The 25,664-nt window shown below is 65.7% G+C and carries 22 protein-coding genes; 11 read left to right on the forward strand and 11 right to left on the reverse strand.

All coding sequences use genetic code 11. The features are described 5' to 3' along the window. The first annotated feature begins 46 nt into the window (after positions 1 to 46). Positions 47 to 427, forward strand: a complete 381-nt coding sequence (locus ACXR2W_RS02465) for an MGMT family protein (protein WP_458811589.1) — start codon at positions 47 to 49, stop codon at positions 425 to 427. Next, positions 424 to 1,356 (forward strand): LysR substrate-binding domain-containing protein, encoded by a 933-nt coding sequence (locus tag ACXR2W_RS02470; RefSeq protein ID WP_458811591.1) that lies wholly within the window; start codon positions 424 to 426, stop codon positions 1,354 to 1,356. The genes ACXR2W_RS02465 and ACXR2W_RS02470 overlap by 4 nt, the downstream gene beginning before the upstream one ends. Here the strand turns inward: ACXR2W_RS02470 and ACXR2W_RS02475 are convergent. Continuing rightward, positions 1,353 to 1,973, reverse strand: coding sequence for a LysE family translocator (locus tag ACXR2W_RS02475; protein ID WP_458811593.1), 621 nt, complete (start codon positions 1,971 to 1,973; stop codon positions 1,353 to 1,355). The two genes, ACXR2W_RS02470 and ACXR2W_RS02475, sit on opposite strands and share 4 nt — an antisense overlap. Before the next feature lie 84 nt (positions 1,974 to 2,057). On the opposite strand from ACXR2W_RS02475, the gene ACXR2W_RS02480 reads away from it, so the two are divergent. Continuing rightward, positions 2,058 to 2,510, forward strand: coding sequence for an Lrp/AsnC family transcriptional regulator (locus ACXR2W_RS02480; RefSeq protein WP_458811595.1), 453 nt, complete (start codon positions 2,058 to 2,060; stop codon positions 2,508 to 2,510). 44 nt (positions 2,511 to 2,554) lie between these two features. Here the strand turns inward: ACXR2W_RS02480 and pip are convergent, their stop codons facing one another. The 5 genes from pip to ACXR2W_RS02505 all read right to left on the reverse strand — a co-directional run bounded on the left by pip (position 2,555) and on the right by ACXR2W_RS02505 (position 12,394). Then, positions 2,555 to 3,529, reverse strand: a complete 975-nt coding sequence (pip, locus tag ACXR2W_RS02485) for a prolyl aminopeptidase (protein WP_458811597.1) — start codon at positions 3,527 to 3,529, stop codon at positions 2,555 to 2,557. 55 nt (positions 3,530 to 3,584) lie between these two features. Continuing rightward, a complete protein-coding gene (locus tag ACXR2W_RS02490; protein WP_458811599.1) occupies positions 3,585 to 4,238 on the reverse strand; it encodes a DUF1345 domain-containing protein in 654 nt (217 codons plus the stop codon). 192 nt (positions 4,239 to 4,430) lie between these two features. Then, positions 4,431 to 6,518: an acyl-CoA dehydrogenase family protein gene (locus ACXR2W_RS02495; RefSeq protein ID WP_458811601.1), complete on the reverse strand. Its 2,088-nt coding sequence runs from the start codon at positions 6,516 to 6,518 to the stop codon at positions 4,431 to 4,433. 224 nt (positions 6,519 to 6,742) lie between these two features. After that, complete coding sequence (locus ACXR2W_RS02500) at positions 6,743 to 8,206, reverse strand: DEAD/DEAH box helicase (protein ID WP_458811603.1); 1,464 nt, start codon at positions 8,204 to 8,206, stop codon at positions 6,743 to 6,745. Between the two features lie 3 nt (positions 8,207 to 8,209). Beyond that, positions 8,210 to 12,394: an efflux RND transporter permease subunit gene (locus tag ACXR2W_RS02505; protein ID WP_458811605.1), complete on the reverse strand. Its 4,185-nt coding sequence runs from the start codon at positions 12,392 to 12,394 to the stop codon at positions 8,210 to 8,212. Positions 12,395 to 12,448: 54 nt separating this feature from the next. Here ACXR2W_RS02505 and ACXR2W_RS02510 point away from each other — a divergent pair, with 54 nt between their 5' ends. Then, positions 12,449 to 13,744 (forward strand): DUF445 domain-containing protein, encoded by a 1,296-nt coding sequence (locus ACXR2W_RS02510; RefSeq protein ID WP_458811607.1) that lies wholly within the window; start codon positions 12,449 to 12,451, stop codon positions 13,742 to 13,744. Positions 13,745 to 13,766: 22 nt separating this feature from the next. On the opposite strand, the gene ACXR2W_RS02515 is transcribed toward ACXR2W_RS02510, so the two are convergent. Further along, complete coding sequence (locus tag ACXR2W_RS02515; RefSeq protein ID WP_458811609.1) at positions 13,767 to 14,402, reverse strand: hypothetical protein; 636 nt, start codon at positions 14,400 to 14,402, stop codon at positions 13,767 to 13,769. Positions 14,403 to 14,537: 135 nt separating this feature from the next. On the opposite strand from ACXR2W_RS02515, the gene ACXR2W_RS02520 reads away from it, so the two are divergent. Continuing rightward, the gene (locus ACXR2W_RS02520) at positions 14,538 to 14,726 is read left to right on the forward strand and encodes a DUF3073 domain-containing protein (RefSeq protein WP_458811611.1); all 189 of its coding nucleotides are present in this window, start codon (positions 14,538 to 14,540) and stop codon (positions 14,724 to 14,726) included. A gap of 102 nt (positions 14,727 to 14,828) precedes the next feature. Here the strand turns inward: ACXR2W_RS02520 and ACXR2W_RS02525 are convergent, their stop codons facing one another. The 3 genes from ACXR2W_RS02525 to ACXR2W_RS02535 form a co-directional block, all read right to left on the reverse strand. Next, positions 14,829 to 15,569, reverse strand: coding sequence for a phosphoglyceromutase (locus tag ACXR2W_RS02525; RefSeq protein ID WP_458811613.1), 741 nt, complete (start codon positions 15,567 to 15,569; stop codon positions 14,829 to 14,831). Between the two features lie 58 nt (positions 15,570 to 15,627). Beyond that, entirely contained in the window at positions 15,628 to 16,758 is a 1,131-nt protein-coding gene (ygfZ, locus tag ACXR2W_RS02530; protein WP_458811615.1) for a CAF17-like 4Fe-4S cluster assembly/insertion protein YgfZ, read from the reverse strand. A 175-nt stretch (positions 16,759 to 16,933) separates the two neighbouring features. Further along, positions 16,934 to 17,245 carry a hypothetical protein gene (locus ACXR2W_RS02535; protein ID WP_458811617.1) on the reverse strand — a complete coding sequence of 104 codons (312 nt, stop codon included), beginning with the start codon at positions 17,243 to 17,245 and terminating at the stop codon, positions 16,934 to 16,936. Between the two features lie 108 nt (positions 17,246 to 17,353). Here ACXR2W_RS02535 and ACXR2W_RS02540 point away from each other — a divergent pair, with 108 nt between their 5' ends. The 5 genes from ACXR2W_RS02540 to ACXR2W_RS02560 are packed head-to-tail and all read left to right on the forward strand — an operon-like array spanning position 17,354 to position 23,090. Further along, a complete protein-coding gene (locus ACXR2W_RS02540) occupies positions 17,354 to 18,046 on the forward strand; it encodes a winged helix-turn-helix transcriptional regulator (RefSeq protein ID WP_458811619.1) in 693 nt (230 codons plus the stop codon). Positions 18,047 to 18,071: 25 nt separating this feature from the next. Then, complete coding sequence (mshD, locus tag ACXR2W_RS02545; RefSeq protein ID WP_458811621.1) at positions 18,072 to 19,031, forward strand: mycothiol synthase; 960 nt, start codon at positions 18,072 to 18,074, stop codon at positions 19,029 to 19,031. Continuing rightward, positions 19,028 to 21,151: an RNA degradosome polyphosphate kinase gene (locus ACXR2W_RS02550; protein ID WP_458811623.1), complete on the forward strand. Its 2,124-nt coding sequence runs from the start codon at positions 19,028 to 19,030 to the stop codon at positions 21,149 to 21,151. The genes mshD and ACXR2W_RS02550 overlap by 4 nt, the downstream gene beginning before the upstream one ends. Continuing rightward, complete coding sequence (locus ACXR2W_RS02555) at positions 21,148 to 22,134, forward strand: NUDIX hydrolase (protein ID WP_458811625.1); 987 nt, start codon at positions 21,148 to 21,150, stop codon at positions 22,132 to 22,134. The genes ACXR2W_RS02550 and ACXR2W_RS02555 overlap by 4 nt, the downstream gene beginning before the upstream one ends. Then, positions 22,131 to 23,090, forward strand: a complete 960-nt coding sequence (locus ACXR2W_RS02560; RefSeq protein ID WP_458811627.1) for a diacylglycerol/lipid kinase family protein — start codon at positions 22,131 to 22,133, stop codon at positions 23,088 to 23,090. The genes ACXR2W_RS02555 and ACXR2W_RS02560 overlap by 4 nt, the downstream gene beginning before the upstream one ends. A 4-nt stretch (positions 23,091 to 23,094) precedes the next feature. On the opposite strand, the gene ACXR2W_RS02565 is transcribed toward ACXR2W_RS02560, so the two are convergent. Continuing rightward, entirely contained in the window at positions 23,095 to 24,339 is a 1,245-nt protein-coding gene (locus ACXR2W_RS02565) for a CapA family protein (RefSeq protein WP_458811629.1), read from the reverse strand. A 180-nt stretch (positions 24,340 to 24,519) separates the two neighbouring features. On the opposite strand from ACXR2W_RS02565, the gene ACXR2W_RS02570 reads away from it, so the two are divergent. Continuing rightward, on the forward strand, positions 24,520 to 25,623 hold the full coding sequence (locus ACXR2W_RS02570; RefSeq protein ID WP_458811631.1) for a phosphate ABC transporter substrate-binding protein PstS: 1,104 nt from the start codon (positions 24,520 to 24,522) through the stop codon (positions 25,621 to 25,623). The last annotated feature ends 41 nt before the right edge of the window (positions 25,624 to 25,664 follow it).

A 25,664-nucleotide genomic window follows, 5' to 3' on the forward strand; every position in this document is an offset into this window, starting at 1 on the left:
CAGCATCTGGCGCTGCCTACCCGCTCGGGGCGCGTAGGCTTATTCCATGCCCAGCCCCGAGTTCGTCGACGCCGTACTCGATGTGGTGCGCCGGATTCCGGCGGGCCGCGTCATGACGTATGGCGATGTGGGCCTCGCGGTCGGCTCGAACGCGCCCCGCGCGGTGGGCCGCGTGATGGCGCTCTACGGCCACGCGGTGCCCTGGTGGCGGGTTGTGCCCGCCAGCGGTCTACCACCGCAGGGCCACGCGCGTCTCGCACTGCCGCACTACCTCGCCGAGGGCACGCCGCTACGCTACCCGCGACCCCACGGCGAGGCTGCCCCGAACCCGACGACGACGTCACCCACCGACCCCGAATACCGGCTTGCGCTTTCTAGCGCGCGCCTGCCCTACACGCACGAAATCTACGCGGAGGTCGCCCTGTGAGCGAACACGTCACCCACTCCCCCGAGCCCGAGACCGTCCCCGCGGCCGATTTCGAAACCTCGGGGACCGCTCCGGATCACCCCGGCGGTGAAGCTGGGCTGCGGCTCGGGTTCGTGCGCGGCATCGCTCCCACCAAGTGGGCGAAGCGCTACCTGGTGGCGACGCACACGCGGCTTGAGCTCGTGCCGGTCGCGGCCGCGTTTAGCCCCCGCACGAAAGCCAGCCCTGACTACGACATGCTGCTCGAGCGCACGGCGCCCGGCATCACCCCTGACGGCACAGGTATCGCGGGCGACGCGGGCAACTCGGGCGACCGGCGCGCCCTGCGGCTCTACGACGAGGGCATCGCGCTCGTCGTGAATGTCGATCACGAACTGGCCAGCGAGACCGAGATCACCGCGGCCGACCTCGCTCTCGTGCCGCTGCTTGACCACCCGGATCACGCGCCTGAGTGGCCCGCCGCACAGCCGTGGGCGGATCCGGATTGGAAACCGCGGAACGCCCGGGCCGCGCTGGATCTCGTGGCCACAGGAGCGGGGGCGATGTTGCTGCCGATGCCGCTCGCGCGGCACCTGTCGAGCAAGAAACAGCACGCGCTGCTGCTTGTGACAGGCGAGGGAGCTCCCGCGGCGACGACCGTGTGGGCGACGTGGGAGGTGAGCCGCGATGACGCCGACGTGCAGCAGCTCGCGGGTATCTTGCGTGGTCGCACCGCTCGCAGCTCGCGCGAGGGATCGCCAGCGGCGGGCTCGCCCACCGAAGCGAAACCCAAGCAAAAGCAGCCAGCGCCCAAGAAGCAGCAGCCCAAGCTCAAGCCCAACTCGCGTGGCGCGCAGCTCGCAGCGGTGCGCGAAAAGGCCGAGCGAGCGAAGGCCGAGAAGCGGGCGGCGGCGCGCAAGGCGAAGAAGGGCGGCGGCAAGCGCCGCTAGGCGATGAAGCGCTCGACCACGAGCAGCGCCGCGAGCACGATCATCATGGCGCCGCTCGCGTACGACACGAACCTGGCGAGCTCAGGGTGCCGCGCGATGACACGCTTCGAGGTGAATGCGACGAGCGTGTAGACGACGAACACGGTGAGTGTGAAAACCGCGCCGAGCACGAGCATCTGCGCGCTCGCCGGCCACGCCGCCCGCAGCGACACAAACTGCGGCAGCAGCGCCACGAACAAGAGGAGGCCCTTCGGGTTCGTACCGCTCGTGGCAACGCCCTTCACAAACATGCGCCGCAGCGATCCGGGGGTGCCCGCGGCCTCGGCGTAGCGCGCCTCGTTCGCCGAGCGCAAGGTTTGCACGCCGAGCCACCCGAGGTACGCAACGCCCGCGACCGTGATCACGTCGAGCGCGCGGGGCGTCGTTGAAACGAGCGTCGCGATGCCAAAGGCGGTCGCTACGGTGAGCAGCAGGTATCCGAGCGTCAGCCCCGTCACGGCGGGCCAGATGCCACGCCCGCGCACGCCCGTCGCGATTGCGTACCCCCAGTCTGCGCCGGGGAGAAAGGCGAACCCGATGCTCGAGATAGCGAATGCGCCAAACAGTGCCATGTCCATGCTCTGAAGCGTAGAGATTTAGGCGCGACAAGTGCTTGTGTGTTTCACCACGAAACCCCGTACCGTACGCATATTATTATCGCTATGGACGCGATCGATAGAGAAATCTTGCACGGGTTGCAGTTATCGGGCAGAGAAAGTGCGACCACGCTTTCACAGCGCGTGGGCCTCACCGTCGCGCCCACCCTGCGACGCATGAAGGATCTCGAAACTTCGGGGGTGATTCGCGGTTACCACGCCGATATCGACCCCGAGCGGGTGGGGCTCTCGTTTGAGGCGATCGTGTTTGTGCAGATGAACCTCACCGACTCTGACACGATTCGCGAGTTCGAGCGGCAGGTCGACGAGCAGCCGCAGGTGGTGGAGGGCCAGCGGCTCTTTGGCGACATCGACTATCTGTTGCGCGTGCTGGCACCCGACCTGATGAGCTACCAACGGTTCTTTGATGAGGTGCTCACCGGCCTGCCCGGAGTACGCAAAATCACATCGACCATCGTGATGAAAACGCTCAAGGCTCCCATCGTGGTGCCGGTGTAGCCGGGCACAGTTACGTGCTGCGCCCGGCTAGGCTCCGCAGGACCCTACCTGTCGGCGAATCGGTCGGTCGCGCGTACGAGCGCGTCAACGATGCCGGGCTCATCTGACGAGTGGCCCGCGTCTGCGATCATCTCGAAGTGCGCCTCGGGCCACGCGCGGTGCAGGTCCCAGGCCGTGCGCGCAGGCGTGCACACGTCATACCGCCCCTGCACGATCACGCCTGGAATGCCCGCCAGTTTCTCGGCCGCGTCACGAATCAACTGCCCATCTTCCATGAAGCCACCGTGCGTGAAGTAGTGGTTCTCGATGCGCGCGAACGCGACCGCCGCCGGCGCGTCTTGCCGAGTCGCGGCGATGCCCGCCAAGTCTGGGTGTAGCTTGACCGTCGACTTCTCCCACACGGTCCATGCGACCGCCGCCGGCACGTGCACGGCGGGGTCTACATCGAAGAGACGCCTGTGGTACGCCGCTACCAGGTCTGCGCGCTCAGCCTCGGGAATCTGCTCAAGATACTCCTCCCACACGTCGGGGAAGAGGTGGGAGGCGCCGTCTTGGTAGAACCAGTCGATCTCTGTCTTACGCAGCGTGAAGATGCCGCGCAGCACGAGCTCGGTCACACGCGACGGATGAGTCTGCGCGTAGGCGAGCGACAGCGTCGACCCCCACGAGCCGCCAAACACCTGCCAGGTGTCAATTGCGAGATGCTCGCGCAGGGCCTCCATGTCTGCCACGAGGTGCCAGGTCGTGTTGGCGGCGAGATCGGCGGCGGGGTCGCTTGCGTGCGGCAAGCTGCGCCCACACCCGCGCTGATCAAACAACACGATCCGGTACCTGGCGGGGTCAAAGAACCGTCGCTGATCGGGCCCGCAGCCACCGCCGGGCCCGCCGTGCACAAACACGACGGGCTTGCCCGCCGGGTTACCGCACTCCTCCCAGTACACCTCTTGGCCGTCCCCCACAGCCAGCAGGCCGTGGGCGTTGGGTTCGATGGGCGGGTACAGGCTGCGCAGTTCGGTCATACTCTCCACTGTAGCCATTAGCCAGTGCTTGCAGAGGCTACAGCGCCTACAGCGCCTACAGCGCCCCGACGAGGCCCGTCATCAGTGAAATGACCATCGCAATCACGAATGCGTTGAACGCGAAACTCACGATTGTGTGCGTGCGCACGGCGGCGAGCGCCGCCGAGGTGCGCGGCGTGGCGGCTGTCATCGCCCCCACCGACGAGATCATCACTGCCATTGACACAAAGTCGGTGAACACAGGTTCTTCGGTGATATCGAACTCGAGGGTCTCGCCCGCCGCGTGCAACCGCAGGTAGCGCAGGGCAAACGCGATCACCATAGACGCCCACGACGAGCCGACCGTGATGATGACGAGCGCCGCTAGCCACAGCATATTGCTGCTGTTGCCGAGCATTGTGGCCACCACGGCGACGACGAGCGACGCTCCCGCGGCCGAGAGCGCCCAGTCGCCTGCGCCGCCGAAGCCGAGCAGCTTCGCTGCTACGCTCGGGCCCCGGTGGTGCTGCGTCGACGCAAGTGCCATGAGCGCGGGCCGTGGCGTTGCCCGGTAGAGCCGGTAGGTCCACACCGTGTACAGCACTGAAAACGTCGACAGCGAGCCGCACAGTGCCGCAAACCCCAGCGTGGGGGTCAGGTCAGCGCCGCGTACTACCGCGATGGCGAGCGGCGCGAGCAACACGACAAACGAGACCGCCAGCGCGACCATCGCGCGCACTGTGTCGCTGTGCGCGCGACTGGTATCTAGCGGCCGTGCTGGCTCGCTTGCTGGCTCGCTTGCTGGCTCGCTTGCAGGCTCGTTTGCAGACACACTTGCAGGCCCACTTGCAGTCTCGTTTGTCTGCCGCGCCCCGGGCAGGGGCGAGTCTGAGAGATGGTCTTCGCTACGCACCCGCCCAGCTTAGCTGCGCGCGGCCGCCCGAGCCTTCGCCTGCTTGTGCAGCTCTTTCTCGTGAATCGGCCAGCGGCCAGCATCGCGCTCTGCTTCGACGTACGCCTGAGCTTCGGCCTGCCGTTCTGCCTCAATGCCCGTCGCAATCTCGGCGCGCAGCAGGCCAGGAGTGAGCCCAAACGCATCGACGAGGTCACCGGCGTGGTCGCGCAGCCGCCCGATCAAGCGGTCGACGTAAGCGGTCACCGCCTCGGCTCGCTGCCCCGAGAGGCGGCCAGCGATCAGGTACCACGCCGCGTTCTGTTCGATGAGCGAGAACCCAAACAGGTCGCGCAACCACGTGAGCACCTGCTTGGAGCCGGGATCTGCGAGCGCGTCGACGGCCTCGGTAAACGCCTCCCACTGCAGCAGCTCGGCGTGCGCCCGGGCGGCCGCGATGAGCTTGTGCTGCTGCGCGTTAAACGCTTCTTCTTGCGCGGCGGCGCGCGCCTGTTTGTCGGCCCGGTCGATCCCCTTGCCTGCGTCGCGCAGCACACCTGCGATCTCGGCGACCATCGTCTCAACGCGGTCGGCGAGCAGCGCGCGTTGCGCTTCGGGTGCGCGCAGGCTCTCCACCGAGCGCGCCACCTGCCCGAGGTCGGCGATGCTCTGCCCCATCTGACGCAGGCCGAACCGGCTCACCCGATCGCCCAGCTGCGTCGCCGCGGCCTTTGCGATCGCGGCTTTATCGCCGCCCGCAAACTGTGCCGCGTAGTCCTTCAGCAGCCGCTTACCTACGAGCTGCAACAGCACGTTGTTGTCGCCCTCAAACGTGACATAGATGTCGAGGTCGGCGCGCAGGCTCGTGAACCGATTCTTCGCCATAAACCCGGCACCTCCGCACGCCTCGCGCGCTTCTTGCAGGGTGTCGAGCGCCGCCCAGGTCGATAGGGGTTTGAACGCCGCCGCGAGTGTTTCGAGGTCTTCGCGGTTTTCTTCGGTGTCGCGGGCGCCCGAGAACACCTCGTCAAACACGGTGAGCAACCGCTCATTCGCAAATGCCATCGCATAGGTCTGCGCAAGGCGAGGCAACAGCCGACGCTGATGCTGACCGTAGTCGAGCAGCACGGTCTCGCGCCCCGAGGCCCCCGGAAACTGCCGCCGCTCATTGCCGTACGTGATCGCGATTGTGAGCGCCGCCTGCATCGCGCGCACGGCCGAGCCGTCGAGCGATACGCGCCCCTGCACGAGCGTGCCAATCATCGTGAAGAAGCGGCGACCCGGGCTTTCGATGGGTGACGTGTAGGTGCCGTCAGGCGCCACATCGCCGTAGCGATTGAGCAGGTTCGTTCGCGGCACCCGCACGCGCGTAAAGTGCAGCCGGCCGTTATCGATGCCGTTGAGCCCGCCTTTCACTCCGTCGTCTTCGCTGCCCACACCTGGCAGCATGTCACCGGCAGGCGTACGAATTGGCACGAAGAATGCGTGCACACCGTGGTTCACTTCGTTCGTGATGAGCTGTGCAAACACGACCGCGGCCTGCCCGTGCAGCGCCGCGTTGCCGAGAAACTCCTTCCACGCGCCCGCAAACGGCGTGTGGATCTCAAATTCTTCTGACTCCGGATCATAGGTTGCCGTCGTACCGATTGAGGCGACGTCTGACCCGTGCCCGATCTCGGTCATCGCAAACGCGCCCGGTAGCTTCAGGCTGATCACGTCGGGCAGCCACTTCTCGTGGTGCTCCGTTGTGCCGAGGTGCAAAATAGCGGCGCCAAAGAGACCCCACTGCACGCCACCCTTAATTTGCATCGAGGGGTCGGCCAGCACGAGCTCTTGAAACGCCGCAATGTTGCCGCCGTGGTTGTCGCTGCCGCCGACGCTTGCCGGGAATGCGCGCTGAATGGCCCCGTTTTCGACGAGAATGCTCAGCTGCCCCAGTGCACGCTCGCGGTGCTCGGCCATCGGTTGCCCGGCAATCGTGTGCAGTCGCGGGTCTTGGGCGAGCGCCCGCGACTCGAGTCGCTCGGCCTTCCACCTGCCGAGGAGCGCGTCACCCACCTCTCCCACATCGATCTTTGCGGCCTGTACGGGGGTCGAGAGGGTGCGGTGGTCGCTCATCGGTGCTCCTTTGTCAGCTCTGTGCGCGCCGGGCGTTCTTGAATCAACTGTTCAAGAATCCTCGGCTCTAACGTCAGCCTAGGGAGCGCGTGACCGACGCTCAAGCGTGTGGGGGCCGTGCTACAAACGTGGCCGGGCCCCCGCCACACTGCTTGGTGATGATCTACATAAATAGCAACCGGTTTATGTGGAGTTCATCTAGAACTAGCGCACCTTGTGCACCGCTACCGCAGTTTGTCACCGGGGGCGAAGTCGCCAAAGAAGCGCGGCTTCACGCCCGCTTCTGCGAGCATTGCCTCGGTGCGCTCCTGTCGCGCCCGCGAGATCAGCAGTACGGCGCGACCGTCGCTGCCAGCGCGCCCCGTGCGACCGGTACGGTGCAGGTAGGTCTTGTAGTCGCTCGGCGGGTCGGCCTGCACGACCAGGTCGACGCCGTCGACGTGAATGCCGCGCGCCGCGACGTCGGTCGCGACGAGCACCGCGACTTTACCGTCGCTGAAGCGTTCAAGGTTGAGCTCACGCCGGGCCTGGCTGAGGTTTCCGTGCAACTCGACAGCGCGCACCCCGTCATCGCCCAACATTTGCGTAATCCGCTCGGCGTTCGCGCGCGTGCGGCAAAACACCATCGTGCGGCCGCGCCGCTTCGCGAGCTGCGTAATGACCGCGTCACGCTCGGTACCGCGCACCAGCAGCACGCTGTGGTCGACCCGTCCCGGCGCCTTCTCTTCGGCCTCGTGCACGACCGGCTCGGGCAAGAACTCTGCCACGAGGTCTGACACGTCGGCGTCGAGGGTGGCAGAGAACAGCAGTCGCTGGCCGCCGTTTACCGTCTGCCGCAGCACCTTCTGCACGGGCTCGAGAAACCCGAGCTCACACATGTGATCGGCCTCATCAATGACGCTCACGAGCACCTCACGCAGGTCGAGCCTGCGTCGATCTACGAGGTCTTGAATGCGCCCGGGGGTGCCGATCACAATGTCGACGCCACGCTCGAGTGCGTGCACCTGCGCGTCGATGGGGGTCCCCCCGACGAGCTGCGCCGTGTAAAAACCCACCGAGCGCGCGAGCGGTTGCACGGTTCGGTCGATCTGCAGCGCAAGCTCACGCGTCGGCGCGAGAATCAGCGCCTTGGGGTGGCGCACGGCCTGCGGGCGCGGACCCTCAGTGCGCACGCCGCGCTTGCCCGCGGATTTCTTGGGCGCGCGAGCGATATGCCCCTCGGCCTTCAGCTTGAGCATGCGCTCCACGAGCGCCGCCCCAAACGCGATCGTCTTGCCCGAACCGGTGTTGGCGCGACCGAGCACGTTGCGCCCGGCGATCGCGTCAGGGATCGTCGCGACCTGCACCGGAAACGGGCTCTCAGCCCCCAGCTCACCGAGCACGCGCACGAGGTTGCCCCCCAACCCGAGGCTCGCAAACGAGGCCTGTGCCGCATCGGCCACCGTGGTGCGCACGGCCTCGGGCAGCGGCGCGCGGTGCTGCTCGCGCTGCCGCTCGAGCACGGCTTTCTGTTGGTTGCGATTCTCGCGCGTGACCCGCGGTTCTCGCGTCTCGCGTTTTTCTCGCGGCGCGCGCTCGGCGTCTGGCTTCGAAGCCTGCACCTCGTAGCGCGTCGTTTTCTTGCGAGGGTTACGCCCCGGTTCGTAGTTTGCGGGCGGCTTGAACCCGCCGCGTCGGCCCTTGGCCATGTCTCAGTGCTCCTCGCTCGGCGCGTGGCCGGTGGGGGTTGGCCGGTCGGAATCTTCCGCCGGCGAAGTCGCTTCTTTCATCAGATCGTCCCAGCTCAGCTCGCCCGTGACTGGCGGCGCGCCCGCGGGTGGCCGCGTAATCGGCGAGGCGAGGGGTTCAGGCAGCACGAGCGGCGCAATCTCGTCGTTCGCGTTCCACGTGTCAGACGCAAAACCTCGGTGCCCGGCTGCTGGGGACTGGGCGGCACCTTCGGCGCGCATCGGCGGCTCTGGCTCCGGATCCGCGGCAACCCCGGGCACCGAGGCCGCTTCGGCCTCCGCCGCTGTTTCGGCCTCCGCGCCGAATCCGAGCCCCTCAAGCGCTAAGTGCATCTCAGCGGTCGGCGTGAGCTCGGCGATCGGAGCGGGCTCAGCGATCCGAGCAGGCTCAGCGGTCGGAGCGGGCTCAGCGATCGGAGCAGGCTCAGCGGTCGGAGCGGGCTCAGCGATCGGAGCGGGCTCTGCGATCGTCATGGGCTCAGCCGTCGGCGCGGGTTCAACCACAGGGGTGAACTCGGCGACCGGAACGGGCTCAGCGACCGTCATGGGCTCAGCATTCGGGATCAGTTCAGTGCGCGGGGTGCGTTCAGTGCGCGGGGTACGTTCAGCGCGCACTGTCGTCTCGGCGCGCACTGTCGTCTCGGCGGGAGCCGTGGCCTGTACGGGAATTGATCCGGAGCGTCTGGGCCCTGGCGCCCTGGCCGCAGCCGCGCCGGGAGCCGCTGCAGCGATCGCGCCGCCGCGCGTGCTTGCCGCCGCGCCGAACAGCGCGAGGGCCCGTTTGGGCCACCGCCCGACCGTGGCCACCAGGGTACTCACACCGCCCGGGCCACCCGAGCCACCGAAGCCACCGGAGCCTCCCGAGCCACCGGAGCCACCGGAGCCGCCCTCCGTCGCGCGCCGCGGGCCGTTCCCGCCGCCGCGGCCCTCGCGCCCCCGCTCAACTACGTAATAAAGAGTCGGGAGCACCACGAGCGTGAGCACCGTTGATGAGAGCAAGCCGCCAATCACGACGACAGCGAGGGGCTGCGAAATGAAGCCACCCTGCCCCGTAATGCCAAGCCCCATGGGCGTAAGCGCGAGGATAGTCGCGAGCGCGGTCATCACAATGGGGCGCAAACGCTGCATCGTGCCGTGCAGCACCGCGTCACGCAACTCGTCGCCGCGCGCGCGATACTGATTGACGAGGTCAACGAGCACAATCGCGTTCGTCACGACAATGCCGATGAGCATCAAGACACCAATGAGCGAAGCGACACCGAGCGGGATTCCCGTCGCGATGAGCAGCAGCAGCGCGCCCGTCGCCGCGAACGGCACCGATGCGAGCAGCAGCAGCGGCTGCAGCAAACTGCGGAACGTGGCGACCATGACGACATACACAATCAGGATCGCCGCGAGTAGCGCAATGCCGAGCTGTTCAAAAGCTTCGGCCTGTTGCGCCATCACACCGCCCACCGCGGCTGTGGCTCCCGTTGGCAGGGCGACAGACTCGAGCGCCGCGTCCACCGCCGCGCTCGCGGCGTTCAGGTCGTCGCCCGCAGGTAGCGCCGACACTGTGACCGTGCGTGCCCCGTCTGCCGTATGAATTGAGACGGGGCCGTCGGCAACCTCAACCGTCGCGAGCGACTCGAGCGGCATGGGGCCCACCGCCGTCTGTATCGTGATCGCTTTGACGCCCGCCTCATCGGTTGGCACTGCGCCGAGGCTCAGGTAGACGCTTGTGACGTTAGCATCGCGCGTGATCTGGCCGATCTGCTGCGACTGCATCTGCTGCGCCAGCTGGCCCGCGACCGCAGCCTCATTGAGCCCCGCCTGCGCCGCTGCTTCGCGATTCACGGTCACGCTGAGGTAGGGCCGTGACTGCCCGAGGTCGCTCTCAACCTGCTTGAGGCCCGACTCTTGTTTGAGTGCTTTGAGCACCGCGTTACTCGCATCTGCCAGCGTTGCTTGGTCGGGGGCCGCCACATTCACGGCGATCGACGACGACATGCCAGCTCCCCCGCGCGACTCGCTTATCGCGAACTCGCCCGCGTCATCGAGCGCCTCAACCGCGGCTCGAATCTCGTCTTGCACGCGAGGCTGGTTTGCGCTCGGATCAGTGGTGATCGAGTAGTTCACAGCTCCGTCGCCACTGCCGCCACCGAACATGGCGCCCATTCCACCGCCGCCACTACCAATGGTCAGTTGCACTGACTCGACCGCGGCCACGGTGTCAAGCGCCGCCTCGACTTTTTCGGCCTGAGCAAGTTGCGCTTCAAGGCTCGTGCCCGGCGCGAGAGTCTGCACCAGACCAACGGAGTTCTGTTCGTCAGCGCCCATGAAGTTCGTCTTCATGAGCGGTGTGGCGGCGACCGTTGCACCAAAGATGAGGGCCGCGGCGATGAGCGTGGCCGCGGGTTTTGCCAGTGTCCACTCAATGATCGGCCGGTAGCCGCGCTGCAGGGCCGTAGGTGCTTCGCTGGTTACACCCCTGCCCTCGCGAGTGTTGTGGCTTCTGTTGGCGCCGTCGCTGCGGTTTTGCCCGCGGCGCCGTTTGGGCGCAGACTCGCCCCGCAAGAACCAATACGCGAGCACGGGCACAATCGTGAGCGCCACGAACAGCGAAGCCGCGAGCGCGATGGTCACGGTGAACGCGAACGGTCTGAAGAGCTCACCGACCATGCCGTCGACAAACGCCATGGGCAAGAACACGGCCACCGTCGTGACAGTCGATGCGGTGACCGCGCCGCCCACCTCGCGCACTGCGCGCACGATAATCCCGGCCCTATCACCGGCCGTGTCTACCCCGGCCTCGCCAAAGTGACGCTTAATGTTTTCGATGACCACGATTGAGTCGTCAACAACCCGACCGATAGAAATGGTGAGCGCGCCCAGCGTAAGCATGTTGAGCGTGTAGTCAGCGAAGCCCAGGCCAATAAATGTGCACAGCACCGAAACTGGAATCGAGATCGCCGTGACGATTGTTGCGCGCACCGACATCAAGAACACCAAAATCACGAGCACCGCGAACAGCAGCCCGAGCAACCCCTCAACAGTGAGGGTTTCAACCGACTGTTCGATGTAGGGGGCCTGGTCAAAAATAACGGTGAGCTGCGCACCCCCCAGTTGGTCTGCGAGCTTGTCGAGCTCAGCCTGTACCGCGTGCGAGACCTCGACCGTGTTGGCGGCCGACATCTTAGTCACCGCGATCGTGAGCGCCGGCTTGCCATCGACGCGCGAAATGCTCGTTTCTGCCGCCTGCTGGAGCTCGACCGTAGCGTACGCACCAATCGTGAGCGGCGCAGCTGGGGCGACAGGAGCGACCTCTTCTGGCAACACGGCCTGGTCACCGGGCTGCTCGGCCTGGTCAGCGGGCTGCTCGGCCTGGTCAGCGGGCAGCTCTGGGCTGACCGGCGGAACGGCCGTGCCCGGAATTGGCAGCGCGGCAATCGCTTCGACCGAATCAACCGTCGATCCGGCCTGCACTGCGAGCGTTCGGTCACCGTCCGAGACGGTGCCCGCCGCGAGCAGCACCCCGCTCTGCTGCAGCGTGTCTGTGAGCGTCTGAGGCGAAAGCCCATCGCGCGCCAGCGTCACGAGGTCGGGGGTGATCACCACGCGCTCGGCCCGATCGCCCGATAGCTGCGCGTCGCGCACACCGTCGAGATCGCTGAGCTTGGGCGTGACGAGACGTCGCACCAGCTGCGCCGCTTCTTCGGCGCTCTGCCCCTCGCCCGGTGTCACCGCCACCTGAATGACCGGAAAATCATCGATGCTGCCCGACATCACCTGAGTGTCGGCCGACGCTGGCAGAGCAGCCCCCAGACGGCTGATCGCGCGTTCAACCTTTTGCTCGGTGACGGCCAGGTCAACACCGTAGGTGAACTGGGCCACCACCATCGATGCTCCCGTACTCGATGTCGCTGTTGTGCTTTCGAGCTGTGGCACCCCACGCATGGCAGTCTCAATGGGGTTTGAAACATCTGCGTTCACCACTTCGGGGGCGGCCCCCGGGTAGCTCGTAACAACCGCTATTGCCGGAAATTGAACTGACGGCATGAGCTCCTGCTTCAATGAGCCCGCCCCGATCACCCCAAACACGGCAGCCACGATGGTCACGAGTGCAATCAGTGCGCGGTTTCGTAGGCTGAACGCCGTGAGCAGATGCATGGCTTTGATTATTCCATGCGCGCCCGCACACCCGCCGGGAGCATAATGTCAGGTATGCTGCGCTTTCGCCCAAGGTCCACTCTCGGTGCACGCACGCCCGACGACTTCGCGCGGCTCGAAGGTCTGCGCCGCATGCAGGCAATCGCACTCGCGCTGCTCGGATTCATGGCCGTCGTGTTTGTCGTCTCGTTTTTGCTGCAGAGCACTCACCCCGCCTGGGGATTTGTGCGCGCCGCAAGCGAGGGCGGCATGGTGGGCGCACTCGCCGACTGGTTCGCGGTCACCGCGCTGTTTCGCCATCCGCTCGGTATCAAGATTCCACACACCAACCTCATTTCACGCAAGAAGGACGAGATCGGTGAGGGGCTCGGGTCGTTCATCGAAGACAACTTCCTCGCCGAAGACGTCGTTCACGACAAACTCGCCGAAATTAGCGGTGCGCGAGCCGCCGGTGCCTGGCTGACCGGCCCGAACGGCGCTAGACGCACGAGTGATCTCGTCGCGGCTGCCACACTCGGAGCGCTTGACGTGCTCGATGACAACGATGTGCGAGCTTTCGTTGAGACGCACGTGCGCACGCACATTCTCGACCCCGAGTGGGGTCCACTCATGGGCCGTGCTCTCGATTCATTTGTGGCGGGTGAACACGAAGAAACACTCATCGATGTTGCCGCTGGGCGTCTTGCCGAGTGGCTCGAAACGCACCCGCACGCGTTCGACCGCGTGCTCTCGGCGCAGCTCCCCTCCTGGCTGCCAAACGCGCTCGATCGCTTCATTGACCAGCGGCTGCACAGCGAAGCGGTGCGGTTTGCACGCGCGGTCGCGACAACCCCCGATCACCCCGCCCGGCAAGCGATCCGGCGCTTTTTACGCGACCTGGGGCGCGATTTGCAAGAGCAGGATCAGCTGCGCACGCAGCTTGAGAGCTTCAAACACGAAGTGTTTGACAGCCCCCGCATTCGCTCGCTCGCGGCAAGCACCTGGGATACAGCCCGCGCCGCGATCGTCGAGATGCTGAGCGACCCGGCAAGCGAGCTGCGCTGCCGTATGACGGCCGCGGCAGAGGATTTTGGGCGCAGGCTACAAGGCGATGCAACCCTGCAGTACAAGATTGACGTGTGGGTGATGGGCGTGGTGGAGCACCTCGTGCAGGAGTATCGCCACGACCTCGCCAAGGTGGTGACCGAGACAGTGCAGCGCTGGGACGCACACGAAGCGGCCGAGAAAATCGAGCTGCAGGTGGGGCGCGACCTACAGTTCATTCGCATCAATGGCACCGTCGTCGGCGCTCTTGCGGGCCTGGCCATCTACACCGTGGCTGCGCTAGTGCTTGCGCCTCTCGCCTCGTAACCGCCAGACGAGACCTCAAGCGTTACTGTGCGAAGCGGATGGGAATGAAGAGGTCCTGTACTCGGTCGTTGAGCGCGGTGTGATCGGCCCGCGTGGTGATCGCACAGCGGGTTACGGTGCAATCGAGTCCCTCTGTCGTCGCGTCGGGCATCGTCAAGGTGGCCGTGAAACTACCGGTCTGTGCGTCGTCGTAGCCCTGCGTCGCAAAGGCCCGCCAAGCCCAGTCGTTCGAGATCCACACGCTCGTGAGGTCCTCGGCCTTCACGTCGCCCTCTTTCGCACCCTCGGGGATGCCGCCCAGGCACGGCCCGGGCTTCACCGCCGGATCACTGGGAATCGCGCACACAGCGACATATATGCCGATTGCGGCATCGAAACCAGTACCCGAAATAGTCAACGACTCGCCCGGCCGCACCGCTGCCGCATCAAACGTTTTACCATCGCTTTCAGTGACACTGAGCGTGCGCGTGCGATCGTCGGCCCCGGTTGCACTCACCTCTGAAACGTAGCCTTCGGGCAGCTGCTGCCCCGATCCGCCGGCGCTCTTGTGCGTCAGTATGGGCAGCAACACTGCGACCACCGCAACCAACACGACAACCGCCACGGTAAGTAACGCAAACAGAATGATTCGAGTGCGGCGTGTGCGCGAATTGGTCATGTCTTCATCGTAACCGCACCGAGGCGCGCACAAGACGGCCCAGCGCTCATGCTAGAATCACCACCATACGTCTATTTTAATTGGTACTTGCTTCGCGACGATTTCGCGGGGCCCGAATGTGTAAGGGGGTCACGCATGGGGCGCGGCCGTCAGAAAGCAAAGCACACCAAGGTCGCCAGGGAGCTGAAGTATTTCAGCCCCGACACGAACTACAATGCGCTTGAACGTGAACTCGCGGCGAATAAAGCCGAAGCTCAAAACAACGAAGACCCCTGGGCAGAGTACGCTGATAAGTACAATGTCGACGATGAGGACGAGCACTAGCTTCGTCTCACGGCCCGGCTTCTCGTTTACGAGTACCATCAGGCCATAGCCAAAGGGCCCCTCTCACGAGGGGCCCTTTGGCGTGCCAGCTGCGTGCAGCTACTACTTGCCCTGCGCCGCTACCGCAGCAGCGCCGGCTGCCGCCGCTTCGGGGTCGAGGTACTCGCCCTTACCCACAGGGTGGCCGTCTGCATCAATCTCGTATACGAGCGGCATGCCGGTCGGAATGTTGAGCTGCGCGATGTCTTCGTCAGAGATACCTTCAAGGTGCTTCACGAGCGCACGCAGCGAGTTGCCGTGCGCTGTGATGAGCACGGTCTTTCCCGCCCGCAGCTCGGGCAGTACAGTGCCCTCCCAGTATGGGATCATTCGGGCGACGACATCTTGCAGGCACTCGGTCTGCGGGCGCTCACCATCGATGTCGGCGTAGCGGGCATCGCGTGCCTGCGACCACTCGCTCGCGTCATCGAGTGCGGGCGGCGGCGTGTCATACGAACGACGCCACTCCATAAACTGGGTCTCGCCGTACTTCTGTAGCGTCTCGGCTTTATCAAGCCCCTGCAGGGCGCCGTAGTGCCGCTCGTTCAAGCGCCACGAACGCTCTACGGGAATCCACATGCGGTCGGCAGCCTCGAGGGCAAGGTTGGCCGTCTGAATGGCACGGCTCAGCACCGAGGTGTGCAGCACGTCTGGCAGCACACCGGCTTCAGCGAGCAACTCGCCCGCACGGGCGGCTTCGCCGCGGCCCTGCTCGGTAAGTCGCACGTCAACCCATCCAGTGAACAGGTTCTTTTTGTTCCATTCGCTCTGGCCATGGCGCAGCAAAATCAGCTTGTTCGTCATGCTCTCAGCTTAGTTTGTCGCACACGCTACCGCGCACACATCACCGGCGCGGTGCCGGTTAGAGCCGTTTAAGCCGGGGAATGTTACGCGAAGCGCCCGCGTCAGACGGCACGATCACCTCTTGTGAGGCCGCGATCACCTCACCGTCGGTCGACTTCGGATCAGCCCCAGCTTCGCCGCCGCGCAGCTCGAGCTCGGCGTCTTCAGGCACCGAACGTTTGAGCAGGGCGAGTGCGATACCGCCCCATTCATAGTGCAGCGCCGCCCGGGTTACGCGCCCCACGGGCCTCGCCCCTTCACTCTTAGAGGTGTCGGCCAGGTACACCAGCGCGCCCGCGACCGGCAGTTCCCCGCCGAAGCCATCAAGGTGAAGCATGGTGAGCCTGCGCGGTGGATGTCCCAGGTTGTGCACTTTAGCGACCGTTTCTTGCCCGCGGTAACACCCCTTCGTCAGGTGAACCGCCGTGCGCAGCCAGTCAAACTCGTGCGCAATAGCGCGTTCATCGACGTCGGCGTGCTGTGCGGGACGCCAGGCTCGCACCTCAAGCGCATCGAGCGCCATAAGACCTGCCGCACGCACCTCTTCACCCATGTCGGCCACTAGATCAGCAAGCTGATCGCGGGTAAACACGCACTGCACCGCCTGCCAGTGCCCGCCCGCGTGGTCGGCGCGGGCATACTGTACTCCGCCGCGCTGCACCTGTGACCACGGATCAATCCAGGTCACAACGGGATCGTGTTCGCGCAGCTTGCGCGCCGCCGCCCCCTCACCAAAAGCACACACCGCTGCATACTCTGCGCTGCGGTTCGCCACTTCTACACGCAGCGCAAACCGCATGCGGCCCAGGTAGGCGGTGAGCCCATCTGCGAGCCCCTCGTCAACGAGTAGCCAGCACTTCTCACCATCATCGACGAGCCGAATCGCGTACTCGATGCGCCCGTTGGGATCGAGCAACAGCGTCTCGGTACTCTCCCCAGCGGGTAGACCGGTGAGCTGCTGGCTCGTCATCGAGTTGAGCCACGATAGACGGTCGGCTCCCGCCACCACCACCACGCCGCGGTGAGACAGGTCAACGATTGCGGTGCCGCCCTCGAGTGCGCGCTGTTCACGCAACGGCTCCCCGTAGTGTGCGGGCACACCGGCAGCCTCGCAAGCGACGGCGCCGGGAAGGGTCAGAAATGCGCTCATCGCGGCAGGCCGTTCGTGGAAGGGCAAGCGCTAGTTAGCGCTGACCCTTGAACAGCTTGTAGATAACCGTGCCAGAAACCCAAGCAATCGCGAGCGAAGCGAGGCCAAGCAGACCGAGGAAGAAGAGTTCGAGTGCAAGCAGCATGTCGCCAGTCTAGCAACTCCGGGGCGGCCGTTACGCAAAGTGCGCGATGAGCAGCCCCGTGATGTCGATCACAGCGATGATCACTACTGATCCGGCGACGCTAAAAGCCAGTCGGGTGATAAACCCGACTCGTTCGGCCGTGCCCAACTGCAGTGCGAACGAGATAAGCGTCGAAACACCAACAGCCAGTACCAGCCAGGAGAAACGTGCGTCTTCTCCGACCAGCACCGTCACCAGCACGCCCATCGCGAGCGCCGCTACCCACGCGATAACGAGCCGCGGAATGTGCCAGGCCTGCACGTTAGGCATCTCAGGCGAGTTAGGCTCGGTTGCGTCGTTCACGTCGCCATTGTCGCACAGCCCGCGCACCACGCCCTGGGTGCGACACCGTGGGGGCGACGCCCAGTACTATAGACGAACGACCCAGCCTGCCAGTGAAGGGACGCGACCGTGCAACTTCTTTGCCTTACTGACCGCGCCCCCGCCGAGGCCTTACCGTCGCTCGAGCTACTCGCACACGATGTGCGCGCCTCGCCGTTGGGTGTGCGACTGCCGGCCAGCATGAGCAGTCAGTATGACTGCATCATTATCGACGGCGTGAACAACGTGCGACTTGCCCGCGAGGTGTGCCAGAACCTGGCGCAGGGCGAACATTCCCCCCGGGTGGCGGTGCTGCCCGAGTCGGCCCTTGGCGTCGTGCAGACCGAGTGGGGGCTGAGCGACGTGCTTCTGCCGACAGCTGGCCCGGCCGAGATCGAACTGCGGTTGCGTTTGCTGCGCCCCGCCGCGGGCCAGGTCGCCGTCGCCGCGACGTCCGAGCTGCACGCCGGCGGCGTCACCATCGACGAAGCAAACTTCACGGCACGACTGCACGGTCGGCCGCTCGGCCTCACCTACAAAGAGTTCGAGCTGCTCTACTTTCTCGTGGGCCACCCCGAGCGTGTGTTCACACGCGAGCAGCTGCTGAGCGAGGTGTGGGGCACCGACTATTTTGGTGGCACACGGACCGTCGACGTGCACGTGCGTAGACTGCGCGCGAAGCTCGGTGAGCACGACGGGCTCATTAGCACCGTGCGCGGCGTAGGTTACGGCTTTGCCCGCGCCAAAGAACTACAAGACCCCGCTGCGCTTCGCACGCCCTAAAGCGCCTCACTCAAGGAGCCCCACCGTGTCTTTTTCGTCGCTGCCCGCAGTCGCCCAGCGCATTCTCGCCGAGATCGAACAGGCCGACGGCGCCTCACCCGTCTCTGACCAGGCGCTGCTCGCCGTATCGCAGGGCGCGCGCCGGCTGCTTCTCATCGCGCCCGACGGCAGTGAGCTCGACGGCGCGAAGCTCGACGGCGCGAAGCTCGACGGCGCGGCGATCGGCGTTGGCGTCATCGGGGAGGGCGAACTCGACCTGGCGCTGCTCCCTGCGCACCAGACCCCCGAAGACACAGGCGCGGCGCTGCGCACGCTGCTCGCGCACGCGGCAGGCTCGCTGCGCTCATGGGTGCACGGCGACCGAGAGGTCATCGCCCGCGCTCTCGCGGCCGCGGGTTTCACGCCCGCACGGTCGCTCTACCGCATGGCCCTTGATCCGGATCTGCTGCCTGCGGGCGCAGGGCCCGCGCTCGCCCTGCCGACCCCTGCCGGCCTCGCGCTGCGCGCGTACGGCACCGAACCGGGCGACGACGACGCCTGGGTGGTGACGAACGCGGCCGCGTTTGCGAGCCACCCCGAACAGGGCCGCATCACGGTCGAAGATTTCGCGCGCATGCGCCAGGAGCCCTGGTTCGATAGCGGCGATCTGCTGCTGCTTGACGCGGGCGACGAACTCGCCGGATCAACATGGGTGAAGACGCTACGAAGCGACGGGCACGCTACCGGGGGCGATGAGGTGAGCTGCGAGCTGTATGCCGTGGGGGTGCGGCCCGAGTATGCGGGCCGGGGCCTCGGCCGGTTGCTGCTCGACGCGACCCTCGCGCGCATGGCAGAGCACGCTCCCGCGCGCGTAACCCTGTACGTCGATGGCGACAATACGGCGGCGGTGCGGCTCTACGAAACCGCGGGGTTCACCATTGATTCACGCAGCATGCAGTGGCACCGGCCCGATTCGGGTGCGGCTAGTGCCAGAATGGACGCATGAGCGAAGAAACCTCCGTCGTGGAGGGCACCGATGCCCTGCCAGCCGACCGCTACCTCGACCGCGAGCTGAGCTGGCTGGCGTTCAACCAGCGCGTGCTCGAACTCGCAGAAGACGAGACCGTGCCGCTGCTCGAGCGCGCCAACTTTCTCGCGATCTTCGCCTCAAACCTCGACGAGTTCTTTATGGTGCGCGTGGCGGGACTGAAACGCCGCATCGTCACGGGGCTCGCCGTCCCCACGAACGTGGGGCGCGCGCCCACCGATGTGCTCGCTGACATTAACCGGGTCGCGTACGAGCTGCAGCAGCGGCACGCGGCCTGCTTTAACGGGCAGGTGATGCCGCAGCTGGCGGGCGCGGGCATACGCATCGTGAAGTGGGAGGAGCTCGACGCGGCCGACCGCGAGGTGCTCACCAACTACTACGAGCACAATATTTACCCTGTCCTCATGCCGCTCGCCGTCGACCCGGCGCACCCATTCCCCTACATTTCGGGGCTCGCGCTGAACCTTTCAATTCGCGTATTCAATCCGGGCACCGAGAAGACCGAGTTCGCGAGACTCAAGGTGCCGCAAATGATTCCGCGTTACGTGCGGGTCGATCGCCGCGAGACCGAAGACAGCGTGCGCTATATTCCGCTTGAGGCACTCATCGCGAACCAGCTTGACGGGCTGTTTCCAGGCATGCAGGTCATCGACCACCACGTGTTTCGTGTGACCCGCAACGAAGACGTCGAGATCGAAGAAGACGAGACCGAGAACCTCATTCAAGCGCTCGAGAAAGAGCTGCTGAGGCGCCGCTTCGGGCCGCCCATTCGGCTCGAGATCTCAGACGACATGGACGCGGCGACGCTCGACCTGCTGGTGCGCGAGTTCGACATTGACGCCGAACAGGTCTACACCCTGCCCGCACCGCTCGATCTGAGCGGGCTGTTCGCGCTCACCCGTATTCCGCGCCCCGACCTGAAGTTCGCGCCGCACATTCCGGTCACTCACCCCAAGTTTCGTACCGCATCGCCGAGTGAGAAGCCCGACACCTTCACTGCAATCGCTCGGCGCGAGGTGCTCGTGCACCACCCGTACGAGTCGTTTTCGACGAGCGTACAAGCATTTCTTGAGCAGGCGGCGACCGACCCCGACGTGCTCGCCATCAAGCAGACGCTCTACCGCACCTCGGGCGACAGCCCCATCGTCGCGGCGCTCATCAAGGCGGCCGAAGCTGGCAAGCAGGTACTCGCCTTAGTCGAGGTGAAAGCCAGGTTCGACGAAGAAGCCAACATCTCGTGGGCCCGCAAGCTCGAGCAGGCCGGCGTGCACGTCGTGTACGGCATCGTCGGCCTCAAAACACACTGCAAACTCGTGCAGGTGATTCGTGACGAGGGCGACCGGCTCGCCCACTACTGCCACATCGGCACCGGCAACTACAACCCCAAGACGAGCCGCATCTACGAAGACTTTGGCCTGTTCACGTCGTCGCCTGAGGTGGGGCGCGACGTCACCAAGCTGTTCAACGTACTCTCGGGCTACGCGATCGAGACCGACTACGACCGGCTGCTCGTTGCTCCCCTGCAGCTGCGTGCGGGGCTACTCGAACGCATTGCGCGCGAGGCTGCCAACGCGCGCGCCGGGCTGCCCAGCGGCATCAAACTGAAGGCCAACTCGATGGTCGACGAGGCCATCATCGACGCGCTGTACCTCGCCAGCCAGGCGGGCGTGCCAATCGAGGTGTGGGTGCGCGGCATCTGCTCGATCCGGGCCGGCGTGCCGGGGCTGTCAGAGACGATTCGCGTACGATCCATTTTGGGTCGCTATCTTGAGCACTCACGTATCTATGCCTTTGAGAACGCCGGATCGAGGGAAGTGTTCATTGGCAGCGCCGACCTCATGCACCGCAATCTCGACCGCCGCATCGAAGTGCTCGTGCAGTTGAGCGACCACGAACACCTCGCACGCATCGACCGCTTCTTTGAATTCGCGTTTAGTGACGATGTGTCGTCATGGCGCATGCTCACCGACGGCACCTGGGAGCGTCGCATCGTCGGCGCGCAGGGCGAACAACTCGCAGACCTGCAGGACCTCGTGATGAGCGACCGCACGCACGCGCGAGCGCGGAGGCCCAGGTGACGCGCGAGTTGCTCGCGGCTGGCACCGTCTGTTGGCGCCGCGTGCCTGTCGCACCCGACGCGCCGGGCGCAGGCGGCTCCCCCAGCACCGCCACCGAACAGCTCATGGTGCTGCTCATTCACCGCACCAAACAGGGTGACGTGTCGTTTCCGAAGGGCAAGCTGGACCCCGGCGAAAGTATGCCGCAGGCGGCCGTGCGTGAGACCCGCGAGGAGACCGGCCTCAAGGTGCATCTCGGTGTCAACCTCGGCACGATCCAATACACAGTGGGCGACACCGCCACCAAGACCGTGCAGTATTGGGCGGCCGAGGTGACACCCGAGCGTGCGCTCGCCTCGACGTTCACCCCCAACGGTGAAGTACAAGCGCTCGAGTGGGTGCGGGCAGACGAGGCGCGCGCACGTCTGAGCTATAAAGCAGACCGCAAGCTCTTTGACGTCTTCTTGCGTCTCGCGGGCCACGACCTGCTCGATACGTTCTCGGTCACGCTGTTGCGGCACGCGAAAGCCGAGCCGCGCAGCCCACTATCACCCGCCGACCATCTGCGACCGCTGACTACAGCGGGCGACGACCAAGCCGACATGCTCGTGCCGTCGCTCGCGGCGTTTGGCCCGCGCCGGCTCTACAGTTCGACGGCGCTGCGCTGTCTCGAAACCATTGCTCCCATCGCCGAGCACACGGGCAAACGAGTGCGCGAACACGCCTCACTCAGCCAAGACTTCTGGGACGCAGGCGATCTCGCCGAGACGCGGCGCTTGATAGGCAAAATCGTGAAGCGCGGCCGCAACTCAATTTTGTGCAGCCACCGCCCTGTGCTGCCCGACCTGGCACGCGAGCTCGTGCTCGCGACCGGCAGCGTGCCCGGCCCCTACCTCGCCGAGGCGGCCGCGCTGCCGCCCGCCGGATTCTCGGTATTTCACTTGTCGCGCTCGCGGCCGGGCGCCGGCATTCTCGGCGTCGAGACCTACCCGATCAAACGTTGAGCCAGCCCACCCACGAAGCCCAGCACCCGCCGTTCGCGCTCGTCGTGAACCCCGCCTCGGCGCTCGGTCGCGGTAGCCGCGTCGCCGCACGGGTGAGCCGCGCGCTGCGCGACGCCGGTGTCTCGTCAATCACTATTTCGGCGCCGAACGCCGCCGAGTGCGGGGTGCTCGTCGAACGCGCATGCGCGGCCGGAGTACGCGGCCTGATTCTCGTGGGCGGCGACGGGCTGATTAGCACCGTGCTGCAGGTGGCGGCCGCCCGCGCACTGCCCATTGGCATCGTGCCCGCGGGCAGCGGCAACGATTTCGCACGCCAGTTTGACCTTCCGCGCAGTCCCACCCGGGCGGTGCGGGCGCTGCTGCGCGCAACCCCGCAGCCCGTCGATCTCGGCCTCGTGCAATACACGGGGCAGGCGGGTGTTCGTTTCGAACGCTGGTTTGCGGGCGGGCTGTCGATCGGCATTGACGCGGCCGTGAACCGCCGCGCCAACGCGCTGCGGTTGCCGATCGGCCCACTCCGCTATGCGGCGGCCCTGCTCACCGAGGTCGCGCTGCTGCGTTCGCGCACGTTTCGTGTCACCGGGCTGGCACGCCCTGGTGACGGTGATCCGGAGCGTCCGGATCATACCTACAGTGGACTGCTCGCGTCGGTGATGAACATTCGCACGTTTGGCGGCGGTATTCCGATCTCACCCGAGTCGCGGGTCACCGATGGGGCGCTCGAGCTGATCGAGGTGGCGCACGCGAGCAAGCTGCGCCTGTTCAGCGTGCTGGGCACGCTCGCCCGCGGCAAGCACGCGGCGCTGCCCGAGGTGCGCATCACGCGGCTCACGCGCGTGATGATCGAGGCGGGCAGCGAAATCGCGTTTGCCGACGGCGAGGAGGTGGGCACCGGCCCGTTCGAGGTGCGGGTGGTGCCCGGCGCGATCAGAGTACTCGCGCCCGCCAGCAGCTAACGGGCTATTGGCTCGCCAATAGCCACTCGTGAGCGCCCGCCTCGGCCGCCCCCATCGCGTCCACCGTGGCGCGCGTGCGCTCGAGCACACCCGCGTCAAACTCGGCCGACTGGCACACGCCCTGCGGCTGGTCAGGCATCACCGAGCACCACTTGTAGCCCCCGTTTTGCGTGTTTGTCGCAGCGTTCCAAGCCACGTCGTTCGTGGTCCAGGTGCCATCTGGCTGCTTCGCGAACTGCACACGGGTCATTAAGAACTCGTTGTTGACGCTCTGCGCGGGCGGTGCGGACTCACTAATCGTGTTGCCCGTGCCGTAGAGAATCCACTTGCCGTTGTAGCTCTCGAGGGGCTGTACCGCGTGCGCGTGGTGCTGGTAGACGAAGTCAAACAGGCCACTGTCGTGCAGCTGCATGGCAAGCTCGCGCTGCCCCGGCGTCGGCTCGGTCCAGTACTCCTCGCCAATGTGCTGCACACCGATCACGAGGTCCGCACCCATGTCGCGTGCCTTCTGGGCCTTCGCGATCATGCGCTCGGGGTCGACGCGCGGCTCTTCCATGCGAAAGTCGACCTGCCAGTCGTGTTCGGCATTGAGCCCGTTGAGCGAGAACGTCGACGTCATAATCGCAACTTTTGCACCGTTGGCTTCGACAATGAGCGGTTCGTCACGCTCGCCCTCTGCCCGGTACGAACCGGTGTGCGCGATCCCGGCCGCGTCGAGCCCGTCGAGGGTGCGCACGAGCCCCTCGGTGCCCTGGTCGATCGTGTGGTTCGACGCCGTCGTGCACACGTCGTAACCGATCGCTTTCACCGCTTTGGCCAGCTCGGGCGGGGTGTTGAACTCGGGGTAGCCGAGGTAGGGGCCGCCCACCGGCGCGAGCGGCGTCTCCATCTGGCAGATCGCGAGGTCGGTCTGATCGAGGTACGCTTTTTGACCTTCAAGCAGCGGCAAGAAGTCGAAGTTCTCGCCCGCCTCGTTCGTGGGAATCGCGAACGGACTCCACAGCCCCTCGTGAAACAAGAGGTCGCCCGACATCGCAACGCTCACGCAGTGGTCGGTGGGGCATGCGGGCCCCGCGCCGGGCTGCGGCTTTGGCGCAGTGTCTTCGGCCTTCACCTCGGCCTTGGGGGCTGGCTTGCTGGCGGGCGCCTTTGCTTGAGGCGCGGCCTCGGGCTCTGGCGCGCAGCCCGCGGTGCCCAAGACGAGCAGCGCCGCTGCCATGGTCAGTGCGTACTTCTTGATCCCGTTCATCTGTTCCATGCTAGTCGGCGCGGGGCTGGGCGTGCAGCCGCGCGCGGCCCACACCATTTTCGCCCGGTGAGTTCACCCGCTGTTCACCCGTTAGCGAGCCGCAAGACACCCGAGCTTCCTACTGTTGTTGGTGTGGCACCGGCCACGACTCATCCGTTCTCAAGATTGGATCACCCCACAGTGAAGCTCAAAGCTCTGACCAAGGTTGCAGCCATCAGCGGTCTCGCGGCACTCACCCTGACCTCTTGCGCGGCCAACGAGCAGGCCCCCGCCGCACAGAACGTTGAGGGTGGCGACTCGTCGCTCTCGGGCGAGCTCATTGGTGCGGGCGCCTCATCGCAGGACGCCGCACAGAACGCCTGGGTCGCTGGTTTTCAGACCGCCAACTCGGGTGTCACCGTAAACTACGACCCCACGGGTTCGGGCGCCGGCCGCGAAACGTTCCAGCAGGGCGCGAGCGCCTTCGCCGGCTCTGACCGCGCATTCAAGCTCGATGAAATCTCGGCTGGCCCCTTCGACGCCTGCGCCGCCGACAGCGGCATCGTCGAGTTTCCGGCCTACATCTCGCCCATCGCCCTGATCTTCAACGTCGAGGGTGTCGATTCACTGAAGCTCGACGCGCCCACCGTGGCACAGATCTTCGCGGGCAAGATCACGAAGTGGAACGACCCCGCAATCGCGAGCCAGAACGAGGGCGCAGAGCTCCCCGACCTCGCCATCACCGCTGTACACCGCTCAGATGAGTCGGGCACGACCGGCAACTTTACCGACTACCTCGCCGCGGCAGCCCCCGATGACTGGAGCGTAGGCTCGATCGAGTCGTGGCCGAAAGAGTTCGGCGGCGAGGGCGCCCAGGGCACCTCGGGCGTCGTGGCAGCGGTCACCTCGGGTGTGGGCACGATCGGTTACGCCGACGCCTCACAGGCAGGCGAGCTCGGCACCGTCGAGATCAAGGTGGGCGAAGAGTATGTCGCTTACTCCCCCGAAGCCGCCGCGGCAATCGTTGACGCCTCGCCCATCGAAGAGGGCCGCGGCGCAAACGATCTCGCGATCACGCTCGACCGCAGCTCGACCGCCAAGGGCGTCTACCCGATCGTGCTCGTCAGCTACCTCGTGGGCTGCGAAGCCTACGCAGACCCCGCCAACGCCGAGCTCGTGAAGTCGTACTTCGGCTACATTGCAAGCGAAGAGGGCCAGCAGGCTGCCGCCGAAGCAGCGGGCAGCGCCCCCATCTCGGCCGACCTGCGCAGCAAGATCACCCCCGCGATCGACGCCATCAGCTAGCACCCCGCGGGCCGTGTCATCGCCTAGAGTGTGATGACGCG

Source organism: Leucobacter faecis (assembly GCF_054456695.2).